The organism is Shewanella sp. QJM3NY_23, assembly GCF_056173105.1.
In genome coordinates this window covers 1,449,589-1,469,443 of record NZ_CM149657.1, presented here as the reverse complement: position 1 = coordinate 1,469,443, position 19,855 = coordinate 1,449,589, and the positions used below count along the sequence as shown (strand labels likewise).

The 19,855-nt window shown below is 44.5% G+C and carries 15 protein-coding genes, 8 tRNA genes and 1 pseudogene; 5 read left to right on the top strand and 19 right to left on the bottom strand.

Translation table 11 applies throughout. The features are described 5' to 3' along the window. Positions 1-35 precede the first annotated feature (35 nt). The 4 genes from acs to AC0VXX_RS06790 all read left to right on the top strand — a co-directional run bounded on the left by acs (position 36) and on the right by AC0VXX_RS06790 (position 6,050). Complete coding sequence (gene acs, locus AC0VXX_RS06805) at positions 36-1,988, top strand: acetate--CoA ligase (RefSeq protein ID WP_475516473.1); 1,953 nt, start codon at positions 36-38, stop codon at positions 1,986-1,988. Positions 1,989-2,160: 172 nt separating this feature from the next. Further along, positions 2,161-3,900, top strand: a complete 1,740-nt coding sequence (gene radD / locus AC0VXX_RS06800) for a DNA repair helicase RadD (protein WP_475516472.1) — start codon at positions 2,161-2,163, stop codon at positions 3,898-3,900. 65 nt (positions 3,901-3,965) lie between these two features. Beyond that, complete coding sequence (locus tag AC0VXX_RS06795; RefSeq protein WP_475516471.1) at positions 3,966-4,223, top strand: GrxA family glutaredoxin; 258 nt, start codon at positions 3,966-3,968, stop codon at positions 4,221-4,223. 271 nt (positions 4,224-4,494) lie between these two features. After that, positions 4,495-6,050, top strand: a protein-coding gene (locus tag AC0VXX_RS06790) for an IS3 family transposase (RefSeq protein WP_475514037.1) whose coding sequence is annotated in 2 segments (ribosomal slippage) — positions 4,495-4,948 and positions 4,948-6,050 — 1,557 coding nt in all. Because the reading frame shifts where the segments join, the coding sequence is not laid out codon by codon here. A 395-nt stretch (positions 6,051-6,445) separates the two neighbouring features. Here AC0VXX_RS06790 and AC0VXX_RS06785 read toward each other — a convergent pair. The 17 genes and pseudogenes from AC0VXX_RS06785 to AC0VXX_RS06705 form a co-directional block, all read right to left on the bottom strand. Continuing rightward, positions 6,446-6,521 (bottom strand) — tRNA-Lys (locus AC0VXX_RS06785). A 38-nt stretch (positions 6,522-6,559) separates the two neighbouring features. Next, a tRNA-Lys gene (locus tag AC0VXX_RS06780) sits at positions 6,560-6,635 on the bottom strand. 38 nt (positions 6,636-6,673) lie between these two features. Beyond that, positions 6,674-6,749, bottom strand: a tRNA-Lys gene (locus AC0VXX_RS06775). A 128-nt stretch (positions 6,750-6,877) separates the two neighbouring features. Further along, positions 6,878-6,953: transfer RNA gene (locus AC0VXX_RS06770), tRNA-Lys, on the bottom strand. A 38-nt stretch (positions 6,954-6,991) separates the two neighbouring features. Beyond that, positions 6,992-7,067 (bottom strand) — tRNA-Lys (locus AC0VXX_RS06765). Between the two features lie 128 nt (positions 7,068-7,195). Next, positions 7,196-7,271, bottom strand: a tRNA-Lys gene (locus tag AC0VXX_RS06760). A 128-nt stretch (positions 7,272-7,399) separates the two neighbouring features. Further along, positions 7,400-7,475 (bottom strand) — tRNA-Lys (locus tag AC0VXX_RS06755). A 128-nt stretch (positions 7,476-7,603) separates the two neighbouring features. Continuing rightward, positions 7,604-7,679 (bottom strand) — tRNA-Lys (locus tag AC0VXX_RS06750). A gap of 251 nt (positions 7,680-7,930) precedes the next feature. Next, positions 7,931-8,659: a tol-pal system protein YbgF gene (gene ybgF, locus AC0VXX_RS06745; protein ID WP_475516470.1), complete on the bottom strand. Its 729-nt coding sequence runs from the start codon at positions 8,657-8,659 to the stop codon at positions 7,931-7,933. A gap of 24 nt (positions 8,660-8,683) precedes the next feature. Further along, on the bottom strand, positions 8,684-9,223 hold the full coding sequence (gene pal / locus AC0VXX_RS06740) for a peptidoglycan-associated lipoprotein Pal (protein WP_475516469.1): 540 nt from the start codon (positions 9,221-9,223) through the stop codon (positions 8,684-8,686). Positions 9,224-9,255: 32 nt separating this feature from the next. Next, positions 9,256-10,581, bottom strand: coding sequence for a Tol-Pal system beta propeller repeat protein TolB (gene tolB, locus AC0VXX_RS06735; protein WP_475516468.1), 1,326 nt, complete (start codon positions 10,579-10,581; stop codon positions 9,256-9,258). A 9-nt stretch (positions 10,582-10,590) separates the two neighbouring features. Beyond that, complete coding sequence (tolA, locus tag AC0VXX_RS06730) at positions 10,591-11,526, bottom strand: cell envelope integrity protein TolA (RefSeq protein ID WP_475516467.1); 936 nt, start codon at positions 11,524-11,526, stop codon at positions 10,591-10,593. Between the two features lie 3 nt (positions 11,527-11,529). Beyond that, entirely contained in the window at positions 11,530-11,964 is a 435-nt protein-coding gene (tolR, locus tag AC0VXX_RS06725) for a protein TolR (RefSeq protein ID WP_475516466.1), read from the bottom strand. Continuing rightward, positions 11,964-12,653: a protein TolQ gene (tolQ, locus tag AC0VXX_RS06720; RefSeq protein WP_110456210.1), complete on the bottom strand. Its 690-nt coding sequence runs from the start codon at positions 12,651-12,653 to the stop codon at positions 11,964-11,966. The genes tolR and tolQ overlap by 1 nt, the downstream gene beginning before the upstream one ends. Continuing rightward, positions 12,643-13,041, bottom strand: a complete 399-nt coding sequence (gene ybgC / locus AC0VXX_RS06715; RefSeq protein ID WP_475516465.1) for a tol-pal system-associated acyl-CoA thioesterase — start codon at positions 13,039-13,041, stop codon at positions 12,643-12,645. Before ybgC ends, tolQ begins: the two co-directional genes overlap by 11 nt. A gap of 168 nt (positions 13,042-13,209) precedes the next feature. Then, positions 13,210-15,306: pseudogene (locus AC0VXX_RS06710) on the bottom strand (prolyl oligopeptidase family serine peptidase). 650 nt (positions 15,307-15,956) lie between these two features. Beyond that, positions 15,957-16,790 carry a flagellar protein MotY gene (locus AC0VXX_RS06705; RefSeq protein ID WP_475516464.1) on the bottom strand — a complete coding sequence of 278 codons (834 nt, stop codon included), beginning with the start codon at positions 16,788-16,790 and terminating at the stop codon, positions 15,957-15,959. A gap of 191 nt (positions 16,791-16,981) precedes the next feature. On the opposite strand from AC0VXX_RS06705, the gene rnt reads away from it, so the two are divergent. Then, a complete protein-coding gene (gene rnt, locus AC0VXX_RS06700) occupies positions 16,982-17,686 on the top strand; it encodes a ribonuclease T (protein WP_475516463.1) in 705 nt (234 codons plus the stop codon). A gap of 119 nt (positions 17,687-17,805) precedes the next feature. On the opposite strand, the gene AC0VXX_RS06695 is transcribed toward rnt, so the two are convergent. Both AC0VXX_RS06695 and AC0VXX_RS06690 read right to left on the bottom strand, forming a co-directional pair. Then, positions 17,806-18,813, bottom strand: a complete 1,008-nt coding sequence (locus AC0VXX_RS06695) for a DUF3137 domain-containing protein (RefSeq protein WP_475516462.1) — start codon at positions 18,811-18,813, stop codon at positions 17,806-17,808. A 144-nt stretch (positions 18,814-18,957) separates the two neighbouring features. Next, on the bottom strand, positions 18,958-19,563 hold the full coding sequence (locus tag AC0VXX_RS06690) for a peroxiredoxin (RefSeq protein WP_110456216.1): 606 nt from the start codon (positions 19,561-19,563) through the stop codon (positions 18,958-18,960). Between the last annotated feature and the right edge of the window lie 292 nt (positions 19,564-19,855).

Below are 19,855 nucleotides of genomic sequence, written 5' to 3'. Positions count from 1 at the left end.
TTGCCCACGCACAATAAGATACTAAAGGAAGTCAGATGAGCAACCAGTCTCTCTACAAAGTTCCAAGCGAAATCGCTAACCACGCCAACATTAACGAAGAACAATATAAAAAAATGTATCAGGAATCAGTAGTTAATCCTGAAGGTTTTTGGAGAGAGCATGGTCAACGTATCGATTGGATAAAGCCATACACTAAAATTAAGAAAACCTCTTTTGACGATCATAACCTGTCAATTAACTGGTTTTATGACGGCACATTAAACGCATCAGCCAACTGCCTTGACCGCCATCTAGCGCAAAATGCCGATAAAGTGGCCATCATCTGGGAAGGTGATGACGCCGCCGACCAACGCCAATTAACCTATGGCGAACTCCATAAAGAAGTGTGTAAATTTGCTAACGCACTGCGCGGCCAAGGCGTGCGTCGTGGCGATGTGGTCACTGTTTATATGCCTATGGTGCCAGAAGCGGCAGTGGTCATGCTGGCCTGTGCGCGTATCGGTGCGGTGCACTCTGTGGTATTTGGCGGGTTCTCGCCCGACTCAATCGCATCACGTGTCATTGATGGTAAATCCAAAGTGATTGTCACCGCCGATGAAGGACTTCGCGGCGGACGAGCCATTCCACTTAAGGCCAACATAGATGAAGCCCTGTCTCATCCTGATGTAACCTGCGTCGAAAAAGTGATTGTCTATGAGCGCACTGGCAGTGACATTAATTGGGTTGAAGGCCGAGATATAAAATGGCAATCGGTAATGGAAACGGCGTCAGAGCATTGCCTTCCTGAAGAGATGGGCGCTGAAGATCCCCTGTTTTTACTCTACACCTCAGGCTCTACTGGTAACCCAAAAGGTGTGTTACATACCACTGGTGGGTACATGGTATATGCTTCGATGACACACGAGTATATATTTGACTATAAAGACGGTGAAGTCTATTGGTGTACAGCCGATGTGGGCTGGATCACCGGTCACTCCTATATGGTCTACGGTCCGTTAGCTAACGGCGCCACTGTGCTTATCCATGAAGGGATACCAAACTACCCAAGCCCTGCTCGACTAGGTGAGATGATTGACCGCCATAAGGTCAATATTCTTTACACCGCGCCGACGCTAATTCGTGCCTTGATGGCCGAAGGTAAAGAGCAATTTGCCGCATTTGATGGCAGCTCACTGCGCATTATGGGATCTGTGGGTGAGCCGATTAACCCAGAGGCATGGCGCTGGTACCATGAAGTCATTGGTCATGAGCGCTGCCCTATTGTTGACACTTGGTGGCAAACCGAAACCGGCGGCATCTTGATCAGCCCGCTGCCGGGCGCGACCGATACTAAACCAGGTTCAGCAACCCGACCATTTTTCGGCGTGCAGCCTGCGCTAGTGGATAACATGGGTAATATTATCGACGGCGCTGCCGAAGGTAACTTAGTGATACTTGATTCATGGCCAGGACAGATGCGTACTGTCTATGGTGATCACGATCGCTTTGCCTTGACCTATTTTAAAACGTTCCGCGGCATGTACTTTACCGGCGACGGTGCCCGCCGTGATGAAGATGGTTACTATTGGATAACAGGTCGTGTCGATGATGTGATCAACGTATCGGGTCATCGATTGGGCACAGCGGAAGTCGAGAGTGCGCTCGTGGCCCATGAGTCAGTCGCCGAAGCCGCAGTGGTAGGTTACCCGCATGATATTAAAGGCCAAGGTATTTATGCCTATGTGACGCTCACTAAAGGCTCAGCGCCCAGTGAAGAGTTACGCCAAGCCTTACGTCAGTGGGTTCGTAAAGAAATTGGCGCCTTAGCCACCCCAGACTTAATTCAATGGGCTGACGGCTTACCTAAGACACGTTCGGGTAAGATCATGCGCCGCTTCTTACGTAAAATTGCGGCTAACGAAGTGACTAACTTAGGTGATTCATCCACCTTGGCCGATCCTGCGGTTATCGATACCTTGATTGAAAGCCGCTTAAATCGCAGTGAGTAACCATAGCTTAGTTATCAGCTATGGCCCATTTCACGCTAAGTCATGATTGACCTAACTAGCCCCTCCTTGAGGGGCTTTTTTATCAGCTATAGAACGTCGCGGGTCGACTCAACCTTGGCACATTGCTATCCTGTTGGCTTTGTAGCCTCAGCGATAGCGACATAAGCACAGCGTGAAATTACGAGATTATCAACAGCAAGCCGTCGACGCCGCGGTGAGCCATTTTAAGCGCAGCCAAGACACTGCGGTATTAGTCCTCCCAACAGGTGCAGGCAAAAGTATTGTAATAGCCGAGCTAGCGCGCATTGCTCGCGGGCGCGTTCTTATCCTCACCCATGTTAAAGAGTTAGTGGCCCAAAATGCCGAGAAAGTGGGCTTGCTAACCCAAGAGGCCAGCATCTACTCGGCCGGATTAAAACAAAAGTCGACTGCCAATAAGACCGTTGTCGCCAGCATTCAATCTGCCGTGAAAAATCCGGCGCAGTTTAATGAGCCCTATTCACTGGTGATCATCGACGAATGTCACCGTGTTACTGCCGACAAAGATAGCCAATATCAGCAGTTGCTAACCCACCTAAGAGCACAAAATGCTCAACTGAAACTGTTAGGCCTAACCGCGACACCCTATCGGCTCGACTCTGGCTGGATCTATCGTCACCATTATCACGGTAAAATGGGAAATGATGATAAGCCCGCTTTTGAGCAGTGTATTTTTGAACTGCCAATGCGGCCGCTAATCAAACAAGGCTTTTTAACCCCCCCAAAACTGTTTGATGGTTTATCTGCTCAATATGACTTTAGCGGGCTCCAAGCCAGCGACAGTGGTGAGTACCGTGAAAAAGAGGTCAATGCCTTATTAAATGTATCAGGGCGAGCGACTCAAGCTATCGTGACTCAGATAATGCAGTTATCACAACACAAGCAAGGCACCATTATTTTCGCTGCAACGATTAGGCATGCCAAGGAGATAATGACATTGTTAGCAGATGAACCCGCGGGGCTCATCACGGCAGCTACAACTGCACAAGATCGCGATAGGATCATCGAGCACTTCAAACAGCGGCAGTTAAAATACTTAGTTAATGTTGCGGTGCTTACCACAGGCTTTGACGCCCCCCATGTTGATCTCATTGCCATTTTACGGCCTACCGCATCGGTGAGCTTATTTCAGCAAATGGTTGGGCGTGGACTGCGAATTTGTGAGGGGAAAACAGATTGCTTGGTGATTGACTATGCCGCTAACGGTTTCGACCTCTTTTTTCCTGAGGTTGGTCAAGTCAAACCCAACAGCAAAAGCGTCCCTGTACAGGTGCACTGCCCTGTGTGCCACTTTGCCAATATCTTCTGGGGCTTAGTCGACGATGATGGTGATTTAGTTGAGCATTTTGGTCGTCGATGCCAAGCCGTAATCGATACTGAACAAGGCAAGGTGCAATGTGATTTTCGTTTTCGGTCAAAATCTTGTCCTAACTGCGGCGAAGAGAACGATATTGCAGCCAAAATCTGCCAACACTGCGATCACATGTTGGTGGATCCTGATAAACGCTTAAAAGAGGTGTTACAACAAAAGCATCACCACCTTTTTCGCTGCCAAGAGATGCTATTAGAGTCGCACAACAATAAGCTCAGGGTGCGTTACCTCGATATTGACGGCAATGACTTTAATTGCGATTTCAAGTTCGACACTCCCGCACAAATTAGGGCTTTTTACGCCATATTTGTGCACCAACATACGCGTACACCGGGTTGTAAGCCACCTAAGTTCACCACCATTGAGCAGGTTATTGCTGCCAGAGACACCTTTAGAGCGCCAGATCTATTACTGCTCAAAAAAGGCAAAAAAGGCTGGGACTTACTGGAGCTATTTTTCGACTACCAAGGACGATTTCACACCGAAAAACGCTTTGCCTAATACAGAATATGCAATCGACTCGCAGCTATGGTATAAAGTCTCGAATTATTTTTTCAGGAGCTTATATGTTTGTTGTAATTTTTGGCCGTCCAGGCTGTCCATACTGCGTTAGAGCCGTTCAGTTATCAGAGCAACTTGTTGAAGCTCGTGATGATTTTAAATTCAAGTATGTAGATATTCATGCAGAAGGGATCAGCAAAGCCGATCTTGAAAAAACCGTTGGAAAACCAGTTGAAACCGTGCCGCAGATCTTTGTTGATCAGGTTCATATCGGTGGCTGCACTGAATTTGAACAGTACGTGCGTGATAATAAATTACTGTAATTATCTATGACTAATCGATAATCCTTTATCGATTAAGCAATAAAAAGGAGGCTTAGGCCTCCTTTTTATTTAATTCAGCTTTTAAGCTGCAGACAAATGCACGATCAAAATCAAACATATTCCTGCGTAGAAGCTTAAGCCAGCCCTTAAAGTCCATAAGCTTATAAAAGTATCGCTCTAGTGACATCAAAAAGCCCCCCTGTGTCAGGATTGTTGTCACCCCTTAAAATCATCCAATAATTAAATAAAGGGGGCGGTCAATGAGAGCTCAATGGCACGATATTCACCTGAACGTAAAGACGCTGTCTTAAAGAAATTATTACCTCCCCACAATATGACGGTCACGGAAGTGGCTCGCAGTGAGGGGATCTCCTACCAAACCCTGTATCATTGGCGAGATAAAGCCAAAAAAGAGGGTCGCCCTGTGCCAGGTAAAACATTAACCAGTAATGATTGGTCAGCTGAAGCTAAGTTTGCAGTTCTCATTGAAACAGCACCAATGTCAGAAACTGAAATCAGCCAATATTGCCGAGAAAAAGGCTTGTTTCGAGAACAAGTTCAGCAGTGGAAACAAGATTGTTTAGGTGGTTTTAAGACGAGTGAAGTTCAAGCTAAAACGATTAAGCAGCAAGCCAAATCAGACAAGGCAGAAATAAAATACCTGCAACGAGAATTACGTTATAAGGAGAAGGCACTCGCTGAAGCTGCGGCTTTACTGGTGCTTAGAAAAAAGCTCAATGCGCTTTGGGAGGACGACAGCGAGGAGAGTTAACGCCTTTGCCTAAGCGCATAACACTGGTGGATTTAATACAAGAAGCTTATGCCCACGGTGCGCGTCTTTACAAAGCTTGCGCTGAAGCAGAGTTAAGTAAACGGACGTATCGCCGCTGGTATCGAGCAGGAAAAGTGCAGGCAGATTTAAGGCCTACGGCAGTAAGACGGGCGCCTGCTAACAAGCTTAATGATGATGAGCAAGAGCAGATATTGGCAACCTCTAATGAGGTAAGGTTTGCAAGCCTACCTCCCTCACAAATCGTGCCGACACTGCTTGATGAGGGGGTCTATATCGCTTCAGAGTCGAGTTTTTATCGAGTGTTAAAAGCCAATGAACAATTAAATCGGCGTGGGCGAAGCCAAGGCGTAACAAAAAGAAGCAAACCAGATGCTTACGTTGCAGATGGGCCAAACAAAGTATGGTCTTGGGATATTACTTATTTAGCCTCGGTCATCAAAGGGCGCTTTTATTATCTGTATATGTTTGAGGATATTTATAGCCGTAAGATAGTGGGTTATGAAGTCCATGACCGAGAATGTGGTGAGCTAGCGGCCGAGTTAATGCAGCGCAATATGCTACGTGAGCAATGCTTCAAAAAACCGTTAGTACTGCACTCTGATAACGGTGCTCCGATGAAGTCATTGACGATGAAAGCCAAGCTTGAAGAGTTAGGTGTTACCGCTTCGTTAAGTAGACCAAGCGTAAGCAATGACAATCCTTACTCCGAAGCATTATTCAGAACCTTAAAGTATCGGCCGGAATGGCCTAGCTCTGGCTTTAAAAACATCACCGAGGCACGGGAATGGGTAGAAGAGTTTGTGACTTGGTACAATACCAAACATAAGCACAGTAAGCTCAATTTTGTATCACCGAGTGAGCGACATGCGATGCAAGATAAAGCGATTTTATCTAAGCGTAAGGAGGTACTAGAAGAGGCAAGATCAAGAAACCCTAAACGCTGGCCAAACGGTATAAGGAACTGTGACGTTATCGGTGAGGTAGTGTTGAACCCAAAAAAAGAGTCTGAAACTGAAACAAGAAATGCAGCTTAAAATTTAAGTAAAGAGTGCCAACTACCTTGAAAAACACCGAAGCACATGACTATATTACATATTGATGAATTGATATATGAATGTATTTTATCGAAATATGGAAGAGGCGTTTACCACAAGGGTATAAATATATAGAGTTTTATTTCAATGAGTTACAGATAATCACCTGATGCATAAACTTAAAGAATAATGCTTAGTAAACAATAGTGATTTAGGAGATAAATATAAAATGAGACTAAGGAATGCTTGCTTGCATTGAAAGTGGTGGGTCGTGAAGTATTCGAACTTTCGACCAATGTGGAGTAAAAAGTAAAGCCAACTGCCTCTTTGCATTAACTGCATCGACTGAGCTAACAACTTTTGTTCCATCTCACTGTTTAGCCACTGTAAGAAAGTGGTGGGTCGTGAAGGATTCGAACCTTCGACCAATTGGTTAAAAGCCAACTGCTCTACCGACTGAGCTAACGACCCATCTTATTGCCTACTTGTTTAGCCACTTGTAGAGAAAGTGGTGGGTCGTGAAGGATTCGAACCTTCGACCAATTGGTTAAAAGCCAACTGCTCTACCGACTGAGCTAACGACCCATCTTATTGCCTACTTGTTTAGCCACTTGTAGAGAAAGTGGTGGGTCGTGAAGGATTCGAACCTTCGACCAATTGGTTAAAAGCCAACTGCTCTACCGACTGAGCTAACGACCCATCTGAGTGATGATAATGTGAATTAACCGACATCAATGGTTAACAGCCAACTGCCTTTTGCTATAAACATAGCGACTAAGCCAATGACCCATCTTATTGCCTACTTGTTTAGCCACTTGCAGAGAAAGTGGTGGGTCGTGAAGGATTCGAACCTTCGACCAATTGGTTAAAAGCCAACTGCTCTACCGACTGAGCTAACGACCCATCTGAGTGCCTACTTGTTTAGCCACTTGCAGAGAAAGTGGTGGGTCGTGAAGGATTCGAACCTTCGACCAATTGGTTAAAAGCCAACTGCTCTACCGACTGAGCTAACGACCCATCTGAGTGATGATAATGTGAATTAACCGTCATCAATGGTTAACAGCCAACTGCCTTTTGCTATAAACATAGCGACTAAGCGAATGACCCATCTTATTGCCTACTTGTTTAGCCACTTGCAGAGAAAGTGGTGGGTCGTGAAGGATTCGAACCTTCGACCAATTGGTTAAAAGCCAACTGCTCTACCGACTGAGCTAACGACCCATCTGAGTGATGATAATGTGAATTAACCGACATCAATGGTTAACAGCCAACTGCCTTTTGCTATAAACATAGCGACTAGGTGAATGACCCATCTTATTGCCTACTTGTTTAGCCACTTGCAGAGAAAGTGGTGGGTCGTGAAGGATTCGAACCTTCGACCAATTGGTTAAAAGCCAACTGCTCTACCGACTGAGCTAACGACCCATCTGAGTGATGATAATGTGGATTAACCGTCATCAATGGTTAACAGCCAACTGCCTTTTGCTATAAACATAGCGACTAAGCGAATGACCCATCTTATTGCCTACTTGTTTAGCCACTTGCAGAGAAAGTGGTGGGTCGTGAAGGATTCGAACCTTCGACCAATTGGTTAAAAGCCAACTGCTCTACCGACTGAGCTAACGACCCATCTGAGTGATGATAATGTGGATTAACCTTCATCAATGGTTAACAGCCAACTGCCTTTTGCTATAAACATAGCGACTAAGCAAATGACCCATTTTCACAACTAAATCTTATTGATTTAGCGCCCTTGCGACTATGCCGCTTTGAGGGCGCCTATAATACCTTTTTCATCTTCTCATGCAAGTGCAAATTTCTCATTTCTTTTCGTTTGCATGAAAAACAAACTAAGGGTATGTTTTTTAGTTAAATAGAGATTAAAGACCCGCCAGCTGCTGCGTAGCGATTCTTGCTGCTGCACTATTAGCATATTCATTGATCACTTGCTGATAGTAACGCTTGGCTGTTGCATTGTCAGACTGCTTTTGTGCAATCATCCCTAGCTTAACCAGACTATCACCACGCTTATTTGAATCTTTAAACTGTTTAACTACGGTATCAAATGCTTGAGTCGCCTCAGCAAATTCACCTTTATTATATAAAAGTTGTCCGAGCCAATAATTCGCGTTAGCCGCGTACGTTGAGCTCGGATACTGCTTTATAAAATTTCTAAATGCAGGGATTGCTTCATCATATTGACGCTGCTTAAGCACCAAATTAACCGCTTGCTCATAGCTGGCCGTTTCGCCTAATGATGATGTGGTTTCAGAGGTTTCAGAGGCTACAGGAGTGGCAGTATTTGCCACCGATTTAGCACTGCTAAGCTTTGCTATATCATCATAAAGCTGACGTTGACGCTGTAGTATCTGATTTATTTGATAGTTTTGTTGTTCAGTCAACCCACGTAAATCTAATACTTCTTGTTGCAAGGTATCGAGTCGTTGCTGCATTTCAAACTCGGCAGCCTGTTTTGCCTTGAGCATACGCTCTAAACGAGCCACCCTATCATTAGAAGCACCACCAGCAATATCTTCAACCGGTGCTGGTGCGGCAACCGCCACACCAACACTCATCAGAATTGCCGCGGTTAGTACGGCATGTTTCATATGTATCCCTGTTAATAGCAGTTATTAGTAAACTAATACCGCACGACGGTTTTTGCCAAATCCAGCATCGGTACGAGAAAAATCAAGTGGCTTCTCTTCACCGTAACTCACAATACTCATTTGACTTGGTGAAACACCCATGCTTTGTAAGTACTTAGCAACCGCTTTAGCGCGGCGCTCACCTAGGGCGATGTTATACTCAGGCGTACCACGCTCATCGGCATGGCCTTCAATCATAACGCGCACATTTGGATGTTCAACTAAGTATTCGCCGTGGGCATTAAGCACCTCAGAAAACTCTGAAGAAACCGAGCTTCTATCAAAATCGAAATAGATGATGTGCTCTTTACGCAACTCTTGATACTTAAGACGTTGCTGCTCTTCAGGAGTTAAAATGGGTGCCACACCGCCGGTTTCAACACCACCAGCTGTCATTTCGCTACCGTTATTACCGCCCATTGAGCTACTTGCATCTGTTTCTGATTCAGATGTGGTACTACACGCACTCATTGCCATAACGGGAACTGCAACCAACATAGCCTTAAAAAGCTTATTAAAATTCATTTTACATCCTTAATCTTTTTTCGAGATTGATATTATAAAAAAGGTGACCAAGCAGGAGATTTTACTTCCCCTTGACCGACTGGCAGTCTTGCCTTAAACCGGCCATCCATAGAGACCGCCGCTAAAACTTGTTGTCCTTGATAGGTTGTACCGTAAATGACCATAGTGCCATTTGGTGCAACGCTGGGTGACTCATCTAAACGCGTTGAAGTCAGTACTTGCATAAAGCGCGTTTCTAAATCCATTCGAGCAATATTAAACTTACCGTTAGTACGGTTAACAAACACCATGCTGCGACCATCTGGAGAAATAGAACCACCTAAATTCCATTCACCTTCAAAAGTTAACCTTGAAACTTTACCCGAAGCCAGTGTCACTTGATAGATCTGTGGACGCCCGCCTCGTTCAGAGGTGAAAATTAACGACTGCCCATCTGGCGTCCATGACGCTTCTGTATCGATAGCATAATGATTGGTAATACGTTTAATCGCTTTAGTCGCGATATCAACCACATAAATTTCCGGCTGACCATCTTTTGACAAGGTAACCGCTAACTTTTTGCCGTCGGGCGAAAACGAGGGCGCGCCATTAATTCCAGAGAAGCTCGTCACCTTAATGCGCGACTGAGTATAAATGTCTTGCACAAACACTTCTGCTTTCTTATTTTCAAAGCTGACATAAGCTAGCTTGCGTCCGTCAGGAGACCATGAAGGCGACATTAATGGCTCAGGTGAGCGCAGTAACATCTGTTCGTTGTATCCATCATAATCGGCAATCATTAGCTTGTAGGGTGATTTATCTTGATGATCAACCACCACGTAGGCGATACGCGTTAAAAACGCCCCACGGATCCCGGTCAGTTTTTCATAGACGATATCGCTAATACGGTGGCCATATTGTCTAAACTGAGCTGCGCTTATCACTGTTTCACGGCTGTCGATCACGTAGTCGGCTGCCGATGAAGGGCCGCCTGACTGCATTTGGGCTTTAACCAGATCGATGAGCTCAAAATTGACTAAATATTGATCTACCCCGTAAGGTTTTACTGAGCCCAGCACTACAGCTTCTGCACCAACATTAGACCAAAGCTTGGCATTAAAATTTGCCGCAGAACTGATGTTACGCTGAGGCAGGCCAAGTTCATCCAAGGGTTTAAATGTGCCACTGCGAGTCAGATCCGACATCACCACATCCGATATTTGTGAAGGCATGGGTGTCGTACCTTGCCAAACAAACGGCACCACTGCGATAGGACGCGCGGCATCAACCCCTTCGGTGATCACTATATCCAGCGCAGCCTTAACAGGTGCTGTGCAGATCAGCAGCCCTAAAATAAGCCATTTTGTCAAAATCTTCATGAAGCCCCTTTAATTAAATTCCGGTTGAACGGTTAAATTAATCTCTTTTAACTTGTTATACACGTCAGCTTCAGGCGATACAGGTAAGCGCCCAGCCTTATTAATGGCTGCTTTCGTAGCACGGCAAACCACAGGATCACCCGATAAAATTTCATTACCGGTAACAAACCCATCCTTTGCTAAGCGAATAAAGATACGACAGCTTTTACCTCGCATCGACTCATCCACCACTAAGTTACGCTGAATGGTCGCACGGATCATCGAAGTATAACGCTGCACCTCAGTTGTGATCTGCTTATTACGAGTTTGCGATAATGCCGCTTGCTCGGCCGCTAAGGCTTCTTGCATCATGCGCTCTTGCTCTAAACGTGCTTGTTCTTCGGCTTTACGTTTACGCTCGGCTTCCTCTTTGCGCTTACGTTCTTCTGCCGCCTTTTTGGCAGCGGCCTCTTCCTGTTTACGCTTAGCTTCAGCCTTAGCTGCCGCTTCTTCAGCGGTTTTGCGCTCTGCTTCTTTCTGTTTACGCTGTGCTTCTGCTTGCGCGGCTTTCTCTTTTTCTTGCTGCTCTTTTAACTTAGCCGCTTTGGCCGCGGCCGCTGCGTTTTGAGTTTCAATCTCTTTTTGTTTACGCTCTTTTTCTAGCTGCTTAATTTTGGCCAGCTCACGCTCTCGCGCTTGGGTGGCTTCTCTGGCGCGGCGCTCTAATTCATCTTGACGCGCCTTCTCTTTGCGCTCAGCAGCCTGCTGCTCAGCCTTTATTTTTTGCACTTGTTGGTTCACTTTTTGCTGATCAACCACCACAGCTTGCACTGCTGGTGCGCTAGCCTGGGGCATAACTTTAGGTTTCTCATCAAAATCAACGCCCATCGCCACAACGATGATCACGCCAATGTGGATACTGGCGGAAATAACAAGCGGTAAAGTAAAATCTGATTTAGCTGTCACCCACTACTCCTCAGGCGAATCTGTCATCAAACCCACTGATGGCACACCCGCTTTTTGCAACGACACCATCAATTGAATCACTTTTTCATAAGGAATATGCCTATCGGCTTTGACCACAACAGGGCGCTCAGGTTCGAGCAAAATAATGGCAGCAACCCGAGTCGCCACCTCTTCGAGATCTAATACTTCCTTGGTGCTGCTACTACCCACATCGAGGTAGTAATCGCCATTGGCGTCAATAGATGCAACCACAGGTGGCTTGCTGTCTGCGGGCAGGGTTTCGGCTTGCCCTTGTGGTAAGTCAACTTTTACCCCTTGGGTAACAATGGGGGCCGTGACCATAAAAATAATCAACAAGACCAACATCACGTCGATATAAGGGACAACGTTGATCTCAGCGACAGGTCGGCGTCGTTTACGCTGATAACCTTGTTGCATTAGATCTCTTCCTTCTCGCTATAAGCTTGACGGTGCAAAATACTGGAAAACTCTTCCATAAAGTTAGCGTACGACATCTCTATTTTATCCACCTGAGTCGAAAAGCGGTTGTACGCAATAACCGCAGGAATCGCGGCAAACAGGCCCATTGCGGTCGCAATCAAGGCCTCGGCAATCCCTGGCGCAACCATAGCAAGCGTCGCGTTTTCAACCGCACCCAGGGCGATAAAGGAGTTCATGATTCCCCATACAGTACCAAACAAACCAATATAGGGACTGGTTGAACCTATGGTGGCTAATAAGGGTAAGTGGGTCTCTAGCTTTTCAAGTTCGCGCGACAATGCCACACGCATGGCACGATAACTGCCATCCATCACGGCACTGGGCACTTTGCCATTAAGGTTATTCAGCCGAGCATACTCTTTAAAACCACTATAAAATAGCGCCTCTAAACCACTATTGTTGTCTTGGCGAGCAGACAGCTCTTTATAGAGTTTATTTAAATCGACACCAGACCAAAACTTGTCTTCAAATTTAAGCGCGTGTTGCCTAGCCGAAGCCAGTAAACGTCGACGTTGAATAATCACTGCCCAGGAAATCACCGATAACGCTAACAGCGTCAACATAACAAACTTAACTAATAAACTGGCTTGTAAAAACAGCCCGATAAAGGAAATATCAGCTTCCACTCTTAAACTCCTGAACAATGTTTTGCGGAATCGCTCTTGGTCTCATACGTGACAAGGCAATGCAGGCAACCAGAATATGACCTTCGCAGTATAACTTACCTGATGCATCAAGCAGTTGTTGACGAAATACCAAGGAGGCCTTTTTCAACTCAATCACTTCCGTTTCGACCACAAGTTCCTGCTCAAAACGAGCGGCTACCTTAAAGTCTAATTCCGCCTTTTTAACAACAAAAGCAATATCTTCAGCGAGTAATTGAGTCTGTTTCACGCCGATTTTTTTAAGCCACTCAGTGCGAGCGCGCTCGAAAAAGTTGAGGTAGTTTGAGTGATAAACCACTCCTCCAGCATCGGTATCTTCGTAATAAACAGAAATTGGCCAACGAAACATAAATAATGATTGCCAAACATTAGCTAAAATAGAGGCCTACTATACCTACAGCGTGGACAATTGTGAATGGTTCAGGCACGAACAGTGAGCAGTTACTTCATAAAATTTTGTTAATAAAAAAGGGAAGTTATTCACTTCCCTTTTAATACTGAGTTAATGGTTAGTCAGTTAACCACCAATCTTAGCTGGCACGGTTAAACCAAAACTGTGCCATAGAAAACTGTAGATATCAGCAAATTCATCAATCTTCATGGCCGTTGGCTTGCCCGCACCGTGACCGGCTTTCGATTCGATACGCATGATGATCGGCGCATCGCCAGTTTGACGATCTTGCAGCAACGCACCAAATTTGAAGCTATGCAGTGGCACGACGCGATCGTCATGATCGGCTGTCATTACCATGGTAGCCGGATATTCACGCTCTGTAATATTATGGTAAGGCGAATAAGCAAGTAGCGCAGGGAACTGCTCAGCCACATCGGCAGAACCATATTCACTGGCTCACGCCCAACCGATAGTAAACTTGTGGAATCTCAGCATATCTAATACGCCGACTGCAGGTAGCACAGCGGCAAACAGATCAGGGCGTTGAGTTAATGCTGCTCCCATCAACAAGCCACCGTTACTGCGACCATAAGCGCCTAATTTACTGCTGTTAGTGTAATGGTTGTCGATGAGGTACTGCGCTGCTGCATAGTAATCGTCAAACACATTTTGTTTCTTATCAAACATGCCCGCTTGATGCCAGCTTTCACCGTATTCGGCACCACCACGAAGATTAGGCACAGCATAAATACCGCCCATATCCATCCACGCAATATTGGCTGAACTAAAGCGCGGGGTTAACGAAATGGCAAACCCACCATAGGCATACAATAAGGTTGGGTTATTACCATCAAGTGTTAATCCCTTCTTATAAGAGACCATCATAGGGACTCGGGTGCCATCTTTACTGCTGTAAAACACTTGTTCTGACACATAGTCATCTGGATTAAATGAGACTTTGGGTTTAGCGTACAGGCTAGATTGACCCGTTTTAAAATCAAACTTGTAAGTGGTCTGTGGCTGCACATAACTATTAAAAGTGTAATAGAAATAGTCTTTGTTACGCTTACCATAAGGGCCAGCAATTTTACCTTTACCGGGTAAATCTACATCTTGGCGTTTAACGCCATCCATGCTGAAAATAGATAGTTGACCTAATACATCATGCAGGTAGCTGACAACCAAGTGGTCATTAATAATGGCCACGCTCGCGATAGGATCGCTTGATTCAGCAATCACCGTCTTCCAATTGGCTTTAGCTGGGCGATTAACATCAATCGCAATCACTTTGCCATTTGGCGCATCTAAATCGGTCTTAAAATAAAAGACTGACTTATCATTACCCAAGAAGCTGTATTCGGCTTCAAGCTCAACAATTAATTCAACCACAGGGGCATTGTGTTCGGTTAACGACTTATAGAAGAAACGATTGCGACTGTCGGTACCTTGAGAAATTGAGATCAACAGATAATCGCCCTGCTCCGAGACTTCGGCACCAAAGCCCCAATCTTTATTCTGTGGGCGATCATAAATCAACACATCTTGAGATTGATCTGTGCCCAGTTTGTGGTAGTAGACTTTTTGGTTAAAGTTTACATCGGCAAGTAAGTTACCGCCCGCTGGTGCATCATAGCGAGAGTAGTACACTCCTTGGTTATCTTTACCCCACTGTGCACTAGAAAATTTAATCCAATTGAGCTCATCAACTAATTTTTTACCACTAATCACATCAATAAATTGCCACTGTTGCCAATCCGAACCTGATTTGGACACACCATAGGCAATCGTTTTACCATCACCACTAACAGACACACCACTTAATGCCACGGTACCATCGGTTGAAAACCCATTAGGATCGAGGGCAACCTTTTCTTGGCCTTGTTTATCTTTAACATACAACACCGACTGCGCCTGTAGGCCATCGTTGCGATAATAGAAGGTGTAATCGCCATGCTCAGCGGGTGCGGTCACTTTTTCATAATTCCACAGCTCAGTAATACGCTCGACAATAGCCTGTTTATTTTCGAGTTGAGCCAGATAATCATGACCGGCCTGTTGCTGTTGTTTCACCCAAGCTTGGGTTGCTTCAGTGTCTTCTTCAAGATAACGATAGGGATCGGCCACTTGAACGCCATGAAGGGTCTCGACCACGCCTTGAGGCGAAGCCGTTGTTAGCGTGTCATCAGTTTGAGATGCATTATACTGACAGCCGATGAGCATCAGCCCAAACCCCGCTACCAAAAGGTGTTGCTTTGATAAAATCGTTTTAAGACTCATCTGTTGCCATCCTGGATATCTAGTTATTATTTATCATAAAAATTGTGAGCAAAAGCTCATAACCACGTACTATACAAGTAAAATCAAACAGCGCAATAATATTAAGATAATCAACAACAGTGCTACCACTGCGGATTGTTAATAAAAAACTAACATGAACAAGCATTGCAAAACGTAAAATTATGCACTGATTATGCTTAATCAATCGAATACTAACAAAATTAGTGCATTCAGCAAAAATTAACCGCGGCCAAGCATTAGAAATACTAATTTAAACTAGCAATTTTTCTCGCTTGCTGCTTTGAAAGGCTAATCCTATAATTCGCCTCGTTTTCAGGAAGTGTCTACCCCATGTAGATTTGAAAACAAGAACTCTAAACTTGTGTGGTGATTCACGTGAGTTTTTCCCTGGTTCTTATGCTTGACTTCCTTCCTTCAATTTGTTGATTGCAATTTATTATTTGCGGCCCACTTAACTATATTAAGTGGGCTTTTTTTTACCTGTATTTTCTGCCTGTAATAATGCCTACACAAATTTGTGGCAATAAAAAACCCAGCATTAGCTGGGCTTATCTGAATATCAGACGCTACATCTATAGTGGCTTACTCAACCTTATCACTACCCGGCGGTTACGCGCACGTTCTTCAATAGTGTCATTAGATGCCACATGACGACGCTCACCATGGCCTTCAGTATGAATACGATCTTGTGGTATACCTGCCGATAAAAACAGATCTTTAACTGAATTAGCCCGTGTTTCTGATACCTTGGCGTTGATAGAGCGGCCACCATAGCTATCGGTATAGGCATCGATAAGTACTAACTCTACCTCAGGATCGTAAGACAGATATTGCTGCACTTTAGCAATTTGCGCCTTAGAGTACCTAGTTAACTCATTACCACCAAACTCATAGGTTAATACAGTGAAAGCGATATCTTCAAAACTGTAAGGTAATAGATTGGCTAAACATGCGCGAAAATCGGTATATTTACGCGCAAAATTGGCAGCTGAAAGGCCTACTGCCACTTTACTGGAACGATTATACCAATCGGCATAATAAAATGTGGGCTGCATGCCGCGCTCTAATTCATTCAACATTGACCAAGCCGCATGCTTAGGCACTTCACCGCTAAAGTACTTTTGATAGGTGAGATCGGTTATCGGTTTCGACAACACGCCAGGGCGCCATGCAGGGGCCATACTCATCAGTGTTGCGTGCGTGACCTCATCTGGTTTAACCCACATATCCAGTGTGAAATTCAAATCATGATGCTTACCAGCATGGCTCGTAAATACGGCCTTACCGTATGAAGGGATTTCATGTTCGAGTCGACAAACTATCGGCGTGTTATCACTAATTCGCCACTGTGACTGTTCTAGGGATGCCACATAATGGCGCAATTCGCCATGAGCTGTCAGTGACATCCCCAAGCTCAACCATAATGTTAAAATCAACAGCACCCTAGCAAACATAGACAATCACTCTCATTCATTGCGTTACTTAATCCTATCGGCGTGTTTTACTATTCCTTTAGCTTATATATTGACCGATCAAACATGACAAGCTCTGGCCAGATACTTCATAATAGCCACTGACTAATTATTTGGATAATTTGATGAGCGATATGTGCGACGCTAATAAACTCAACCACCGTTTTCGGGGCTATTTCCCTGTGGTTATCGATGTAGAAACAGCTGGGTTTAATGCCCAGACCGATGCGTTGCTTGAAATTGCAGTTACTATGCTAAAAATGGATGAGCAGGGTGAGTTAATGCTAGATAAAACTTTGCATTATCATATTGAGCCGTTCGAAGGAGCCAATCTTGAACCTGAAGCTTTGGCATTTAACGGTATTGATCCATCTAACCCATTGCGCGGTGCAGTATCAGAAAAAGAAGCCTTTTTAGAAATATTTAAAGAGGTAAAGAAAGCACAAAAAGCATCCGGCTGCCACCGTAGCATCATAGTCGCTCACAATGCCGCCTTTGATCATGGCTTTGTGACTAAAGCGATTGAACGTAATGGATTAAAACGCACACCGTTTCATCCCTTTGCCACTTTTGATACCGCAGCGCTGTCAGGGCTTGCACTTGGGCATACCGTACTCGCTAGGGCTTGTGCTATCGCTGGGATTGATTTTGATAATAAAGAAGCACATTCAGCACTGTATGACACTGAGCGTACTGCTGAGCTTTTTTGCCATATAGTCAATAAATGGAAAGCATTAGGCGGTTGGCCCCTTAGCGCTACAGAAAACGCCAATGGGCAACCTAGTGATAAACCAAATGAAATACAAGCAGATTCATCAGCGTCAAAATAGGTTAATTCAGCCAATTACGGTTAACCGATAACACGTCCAATGACAAGGTTATACGCGAAGGGGATGCAGCGCTATTGCGCTGCATCCCCTCTTCGTAATTAATCCGTTAAAACGGCGTTCTACAGTCCTATTCGTTGCTCTAGCTTCAGCGTCTCAATCAGTGCGAATACTTCTCCCAGCTCTTTAAACAGTTGTTCAATATCATCTTGAAAGCTTAGTTCTTTTTGAATATCTAAATTAGACTGAAAATAATTATGAGTACTCGCTATTTTAATCAACAACTTACCATCTTTAAAGCAAGCTTCCAGTTCAGAATTATAAAAACGTGCTAATGAGAGTAACCGCTCCATTGTCGCCGTATTAAGCAAGTAACGTGCTTCAACCTGATCGCTACTATAAACTTCAAACTCCCGTTCAAAGCGCACATCTTCGAGCCTAACCCGCGATAAATCCTTTTTAAATGCGTCCAGTTTATTACCTAACATACCTCTGTCTTTGCTAACCAGGGTAATACCAGAAAAACGTTTAGAGATATCAAATTCAATCAATATACCTGTGAAAATATTTTTATATTGAGTTTGATTGTCATTATTAGTGCCATTTTTGATATCTAGCCCTAGCTCGCGCAGCACAAAATTCACACCTTTATGCCTTCCTTTGAAGGAGTCTTGAAAATAGCCGCGATCATATTTAGGTAAGATGCCGTAATCTTTGTAAGTTTCTAGCTCTGGCAAATTTGGCGGATTGAGTTTAAATTCCTTACCAAAATAACCAATGAGTATGGGGTAAATCTTGGCAAAAATATCCCTGCTTAACTTAGTTGCTTCGCCATAGGCCCAATAGAAAACACCAGCGATGATTAAGAATAGCACTATGGTAGAAATGAAACTTATAGTAAAAAGTTGGCTGTCATCGAGCACTGCTAAGCTATAAAACATCGCGCCAAATCCGGCGAGAAACATAGGCATGACTAATTTGCCTAACGGTTTAGCGATTTTTGCTCGCTCGTTGTATTGCTTGACAGCCTCTATGCGCTTCTTTTCATAGGCCGCGCATTTGGGGACAATATTGCGCTTGTAATACTGACTAAAGGGAAGTTTATCCTTTTCAGGAATATCAAACTCCATCGGGTTCATTTATCACTCCTTGAATATATTTTTACACTACGTAAAGTGTTGGTCCTTAACCAACTAAACGTACATAACGGGTATTTCAAATACACAAAAGCCGCGATCAACGCGGCTTTTTTGACTTACACTATTATCCCAAGATTATAGCGAGTCAGCGTTGTCGGTCAGGTAAGAAGCAACGCCTTCTGGGCTTGCGTCCATACCTTTGTCACCTTTTTCCCAACCAGCAGGACAAACATCACCGTGCTCTTCATGGAACTGAAGCGCGTCAACCATACGGATCATTTCGTCTACGTTACGACCTAGTGGAAGGTCATTAACCACTTGGTGACGAACTTGGCCTTCTTTGTCGATAAGGAAAGAACCACGGAAAGCCACACCAGCTTCTGGATGCTCAACATCATATGCTTTACAGATTTCGTGCTTAACGTCGGCAACAAGTGTGTATTGAACTTGACCAATACCACCTTTGTCAACTGGGGTGTTACGCCATGCATTGTGAGTAAACTGAGAATCGATAGAAACACCGATAACTTCTACGCCACGCTTCTTGAACTCATCCATACGGTGATCGAAAGCGATCAGTTCAGATGGACAAACGAAAGTGAAATCAAGTGGGTAGAAGAATACTACAGCTGTCTTACCTTTGATCGCTTCGCTTAGGTTAAAGCTATCTACGATTTCGCCATTACCAAGAACCGCTGCAGCAGTAAAATCAGGAGCCGGACGGCCTACTAATACACTCATTTTATATCTCCATCTATGGATTGAAAAAAGCTTTATAACTATGAACTAAAAAGCATTATAGGCAGTCGACAGCGGGACACAAGCTATTTGGGATCATTGTCACTTTTTTTGAACAATTTGATTTTAGTTGCCCAATAACTGTTCGAGCTCAACACCACTGCCCACCAAGGGTTCACACTTATGCAGTAAAGCTAGATACAGTTACGTTACATCTGTGCTTTTTTTACAGATAAAATGCCGTTCGGCTGGACAAATAGCACGCTTGCGGTCGAAAATAGCCCCCTCTCAAACC

Excerpts from the sequence above, each read along its gene's own strand:
- tolB (WP_475516468.1), bottom strand. The coding sequence starts at position 10,581 with ATGAAGATTTTGACAAAATGGCTTATTTTAGGGCTGCTGATCTGCACA.
- AC0VXX_RS06705 (WP_475516464.1), bottom strand. The coding sequence starts at position 16,790 with ATGTCACTGACAGCTCATGGCGAATTGCGCCATTATGTGGCATCCCTA.
- AC0VXX_RS06795 (WP_475516471.1), top strand. The coding sequence starts at position 3,966 with ATGTTTGTTGTAATTTTTGGCCGTCCAGGCTGTCCATACTGCGTTAGA.
- acs (WP_475516473.1), top strand. The coding sequence starts at position 36 with ATGAGCAACCAGTCTCTCTACAAAGTTCCAAGCGAAATCGCTAACCAC.
- AC0VXX_RS06690 (WP_110456216.1), bottom strand. The coding sequence starts at position 19,563 with ATGAGTGTATTAGTAGGCCGTCCGGCTCCTGATTTTACTGCTGCAGCG.
- pal (WP_475516469.1), bottom strand. The coding sequence starts at position 9,223 with ATGAATTTTAATAAGCTTTTTAAGGCTATGTTGGTTGCAGTTCCCGTT.
- rnt (WP_475516463.1), top strand. The coding sequence starts at position 16,982 with ATGAGCGATATGTGCGACGCTAATAAACTCAACCACCGTTTTCGGGGC.
- tolR (WP_475516466.1), bottom strand. The coding sequence starts at position 11,964 with ATGCAACAAGGTTATCAGCGTAAACGACGCCGACCTGTCGCTGAGATC.
- ybgF (WP_475516470.1), bottom strand. The coding sequence starts at position 8,659 with ATGAAACATGCCGTACTAACCGCGGCAATTCTGATGAGTGTTGGTGTG.
- AC0VXX_RS06695 (WP_475516462.1), bottom strand. The coding sequence starts at position 18,813 with ATGGAGTTTGATATTCCTGAAAAGGATAAACTTCCCTTTAGTCAGTAT.
- ybgC (WP_475516465.1), bottom strand. The coding sequence starts at position 13,041 with ATGTTTCGTTGGCCAATTTCTGTTTATTACGAAGATACCGATGCTGGA.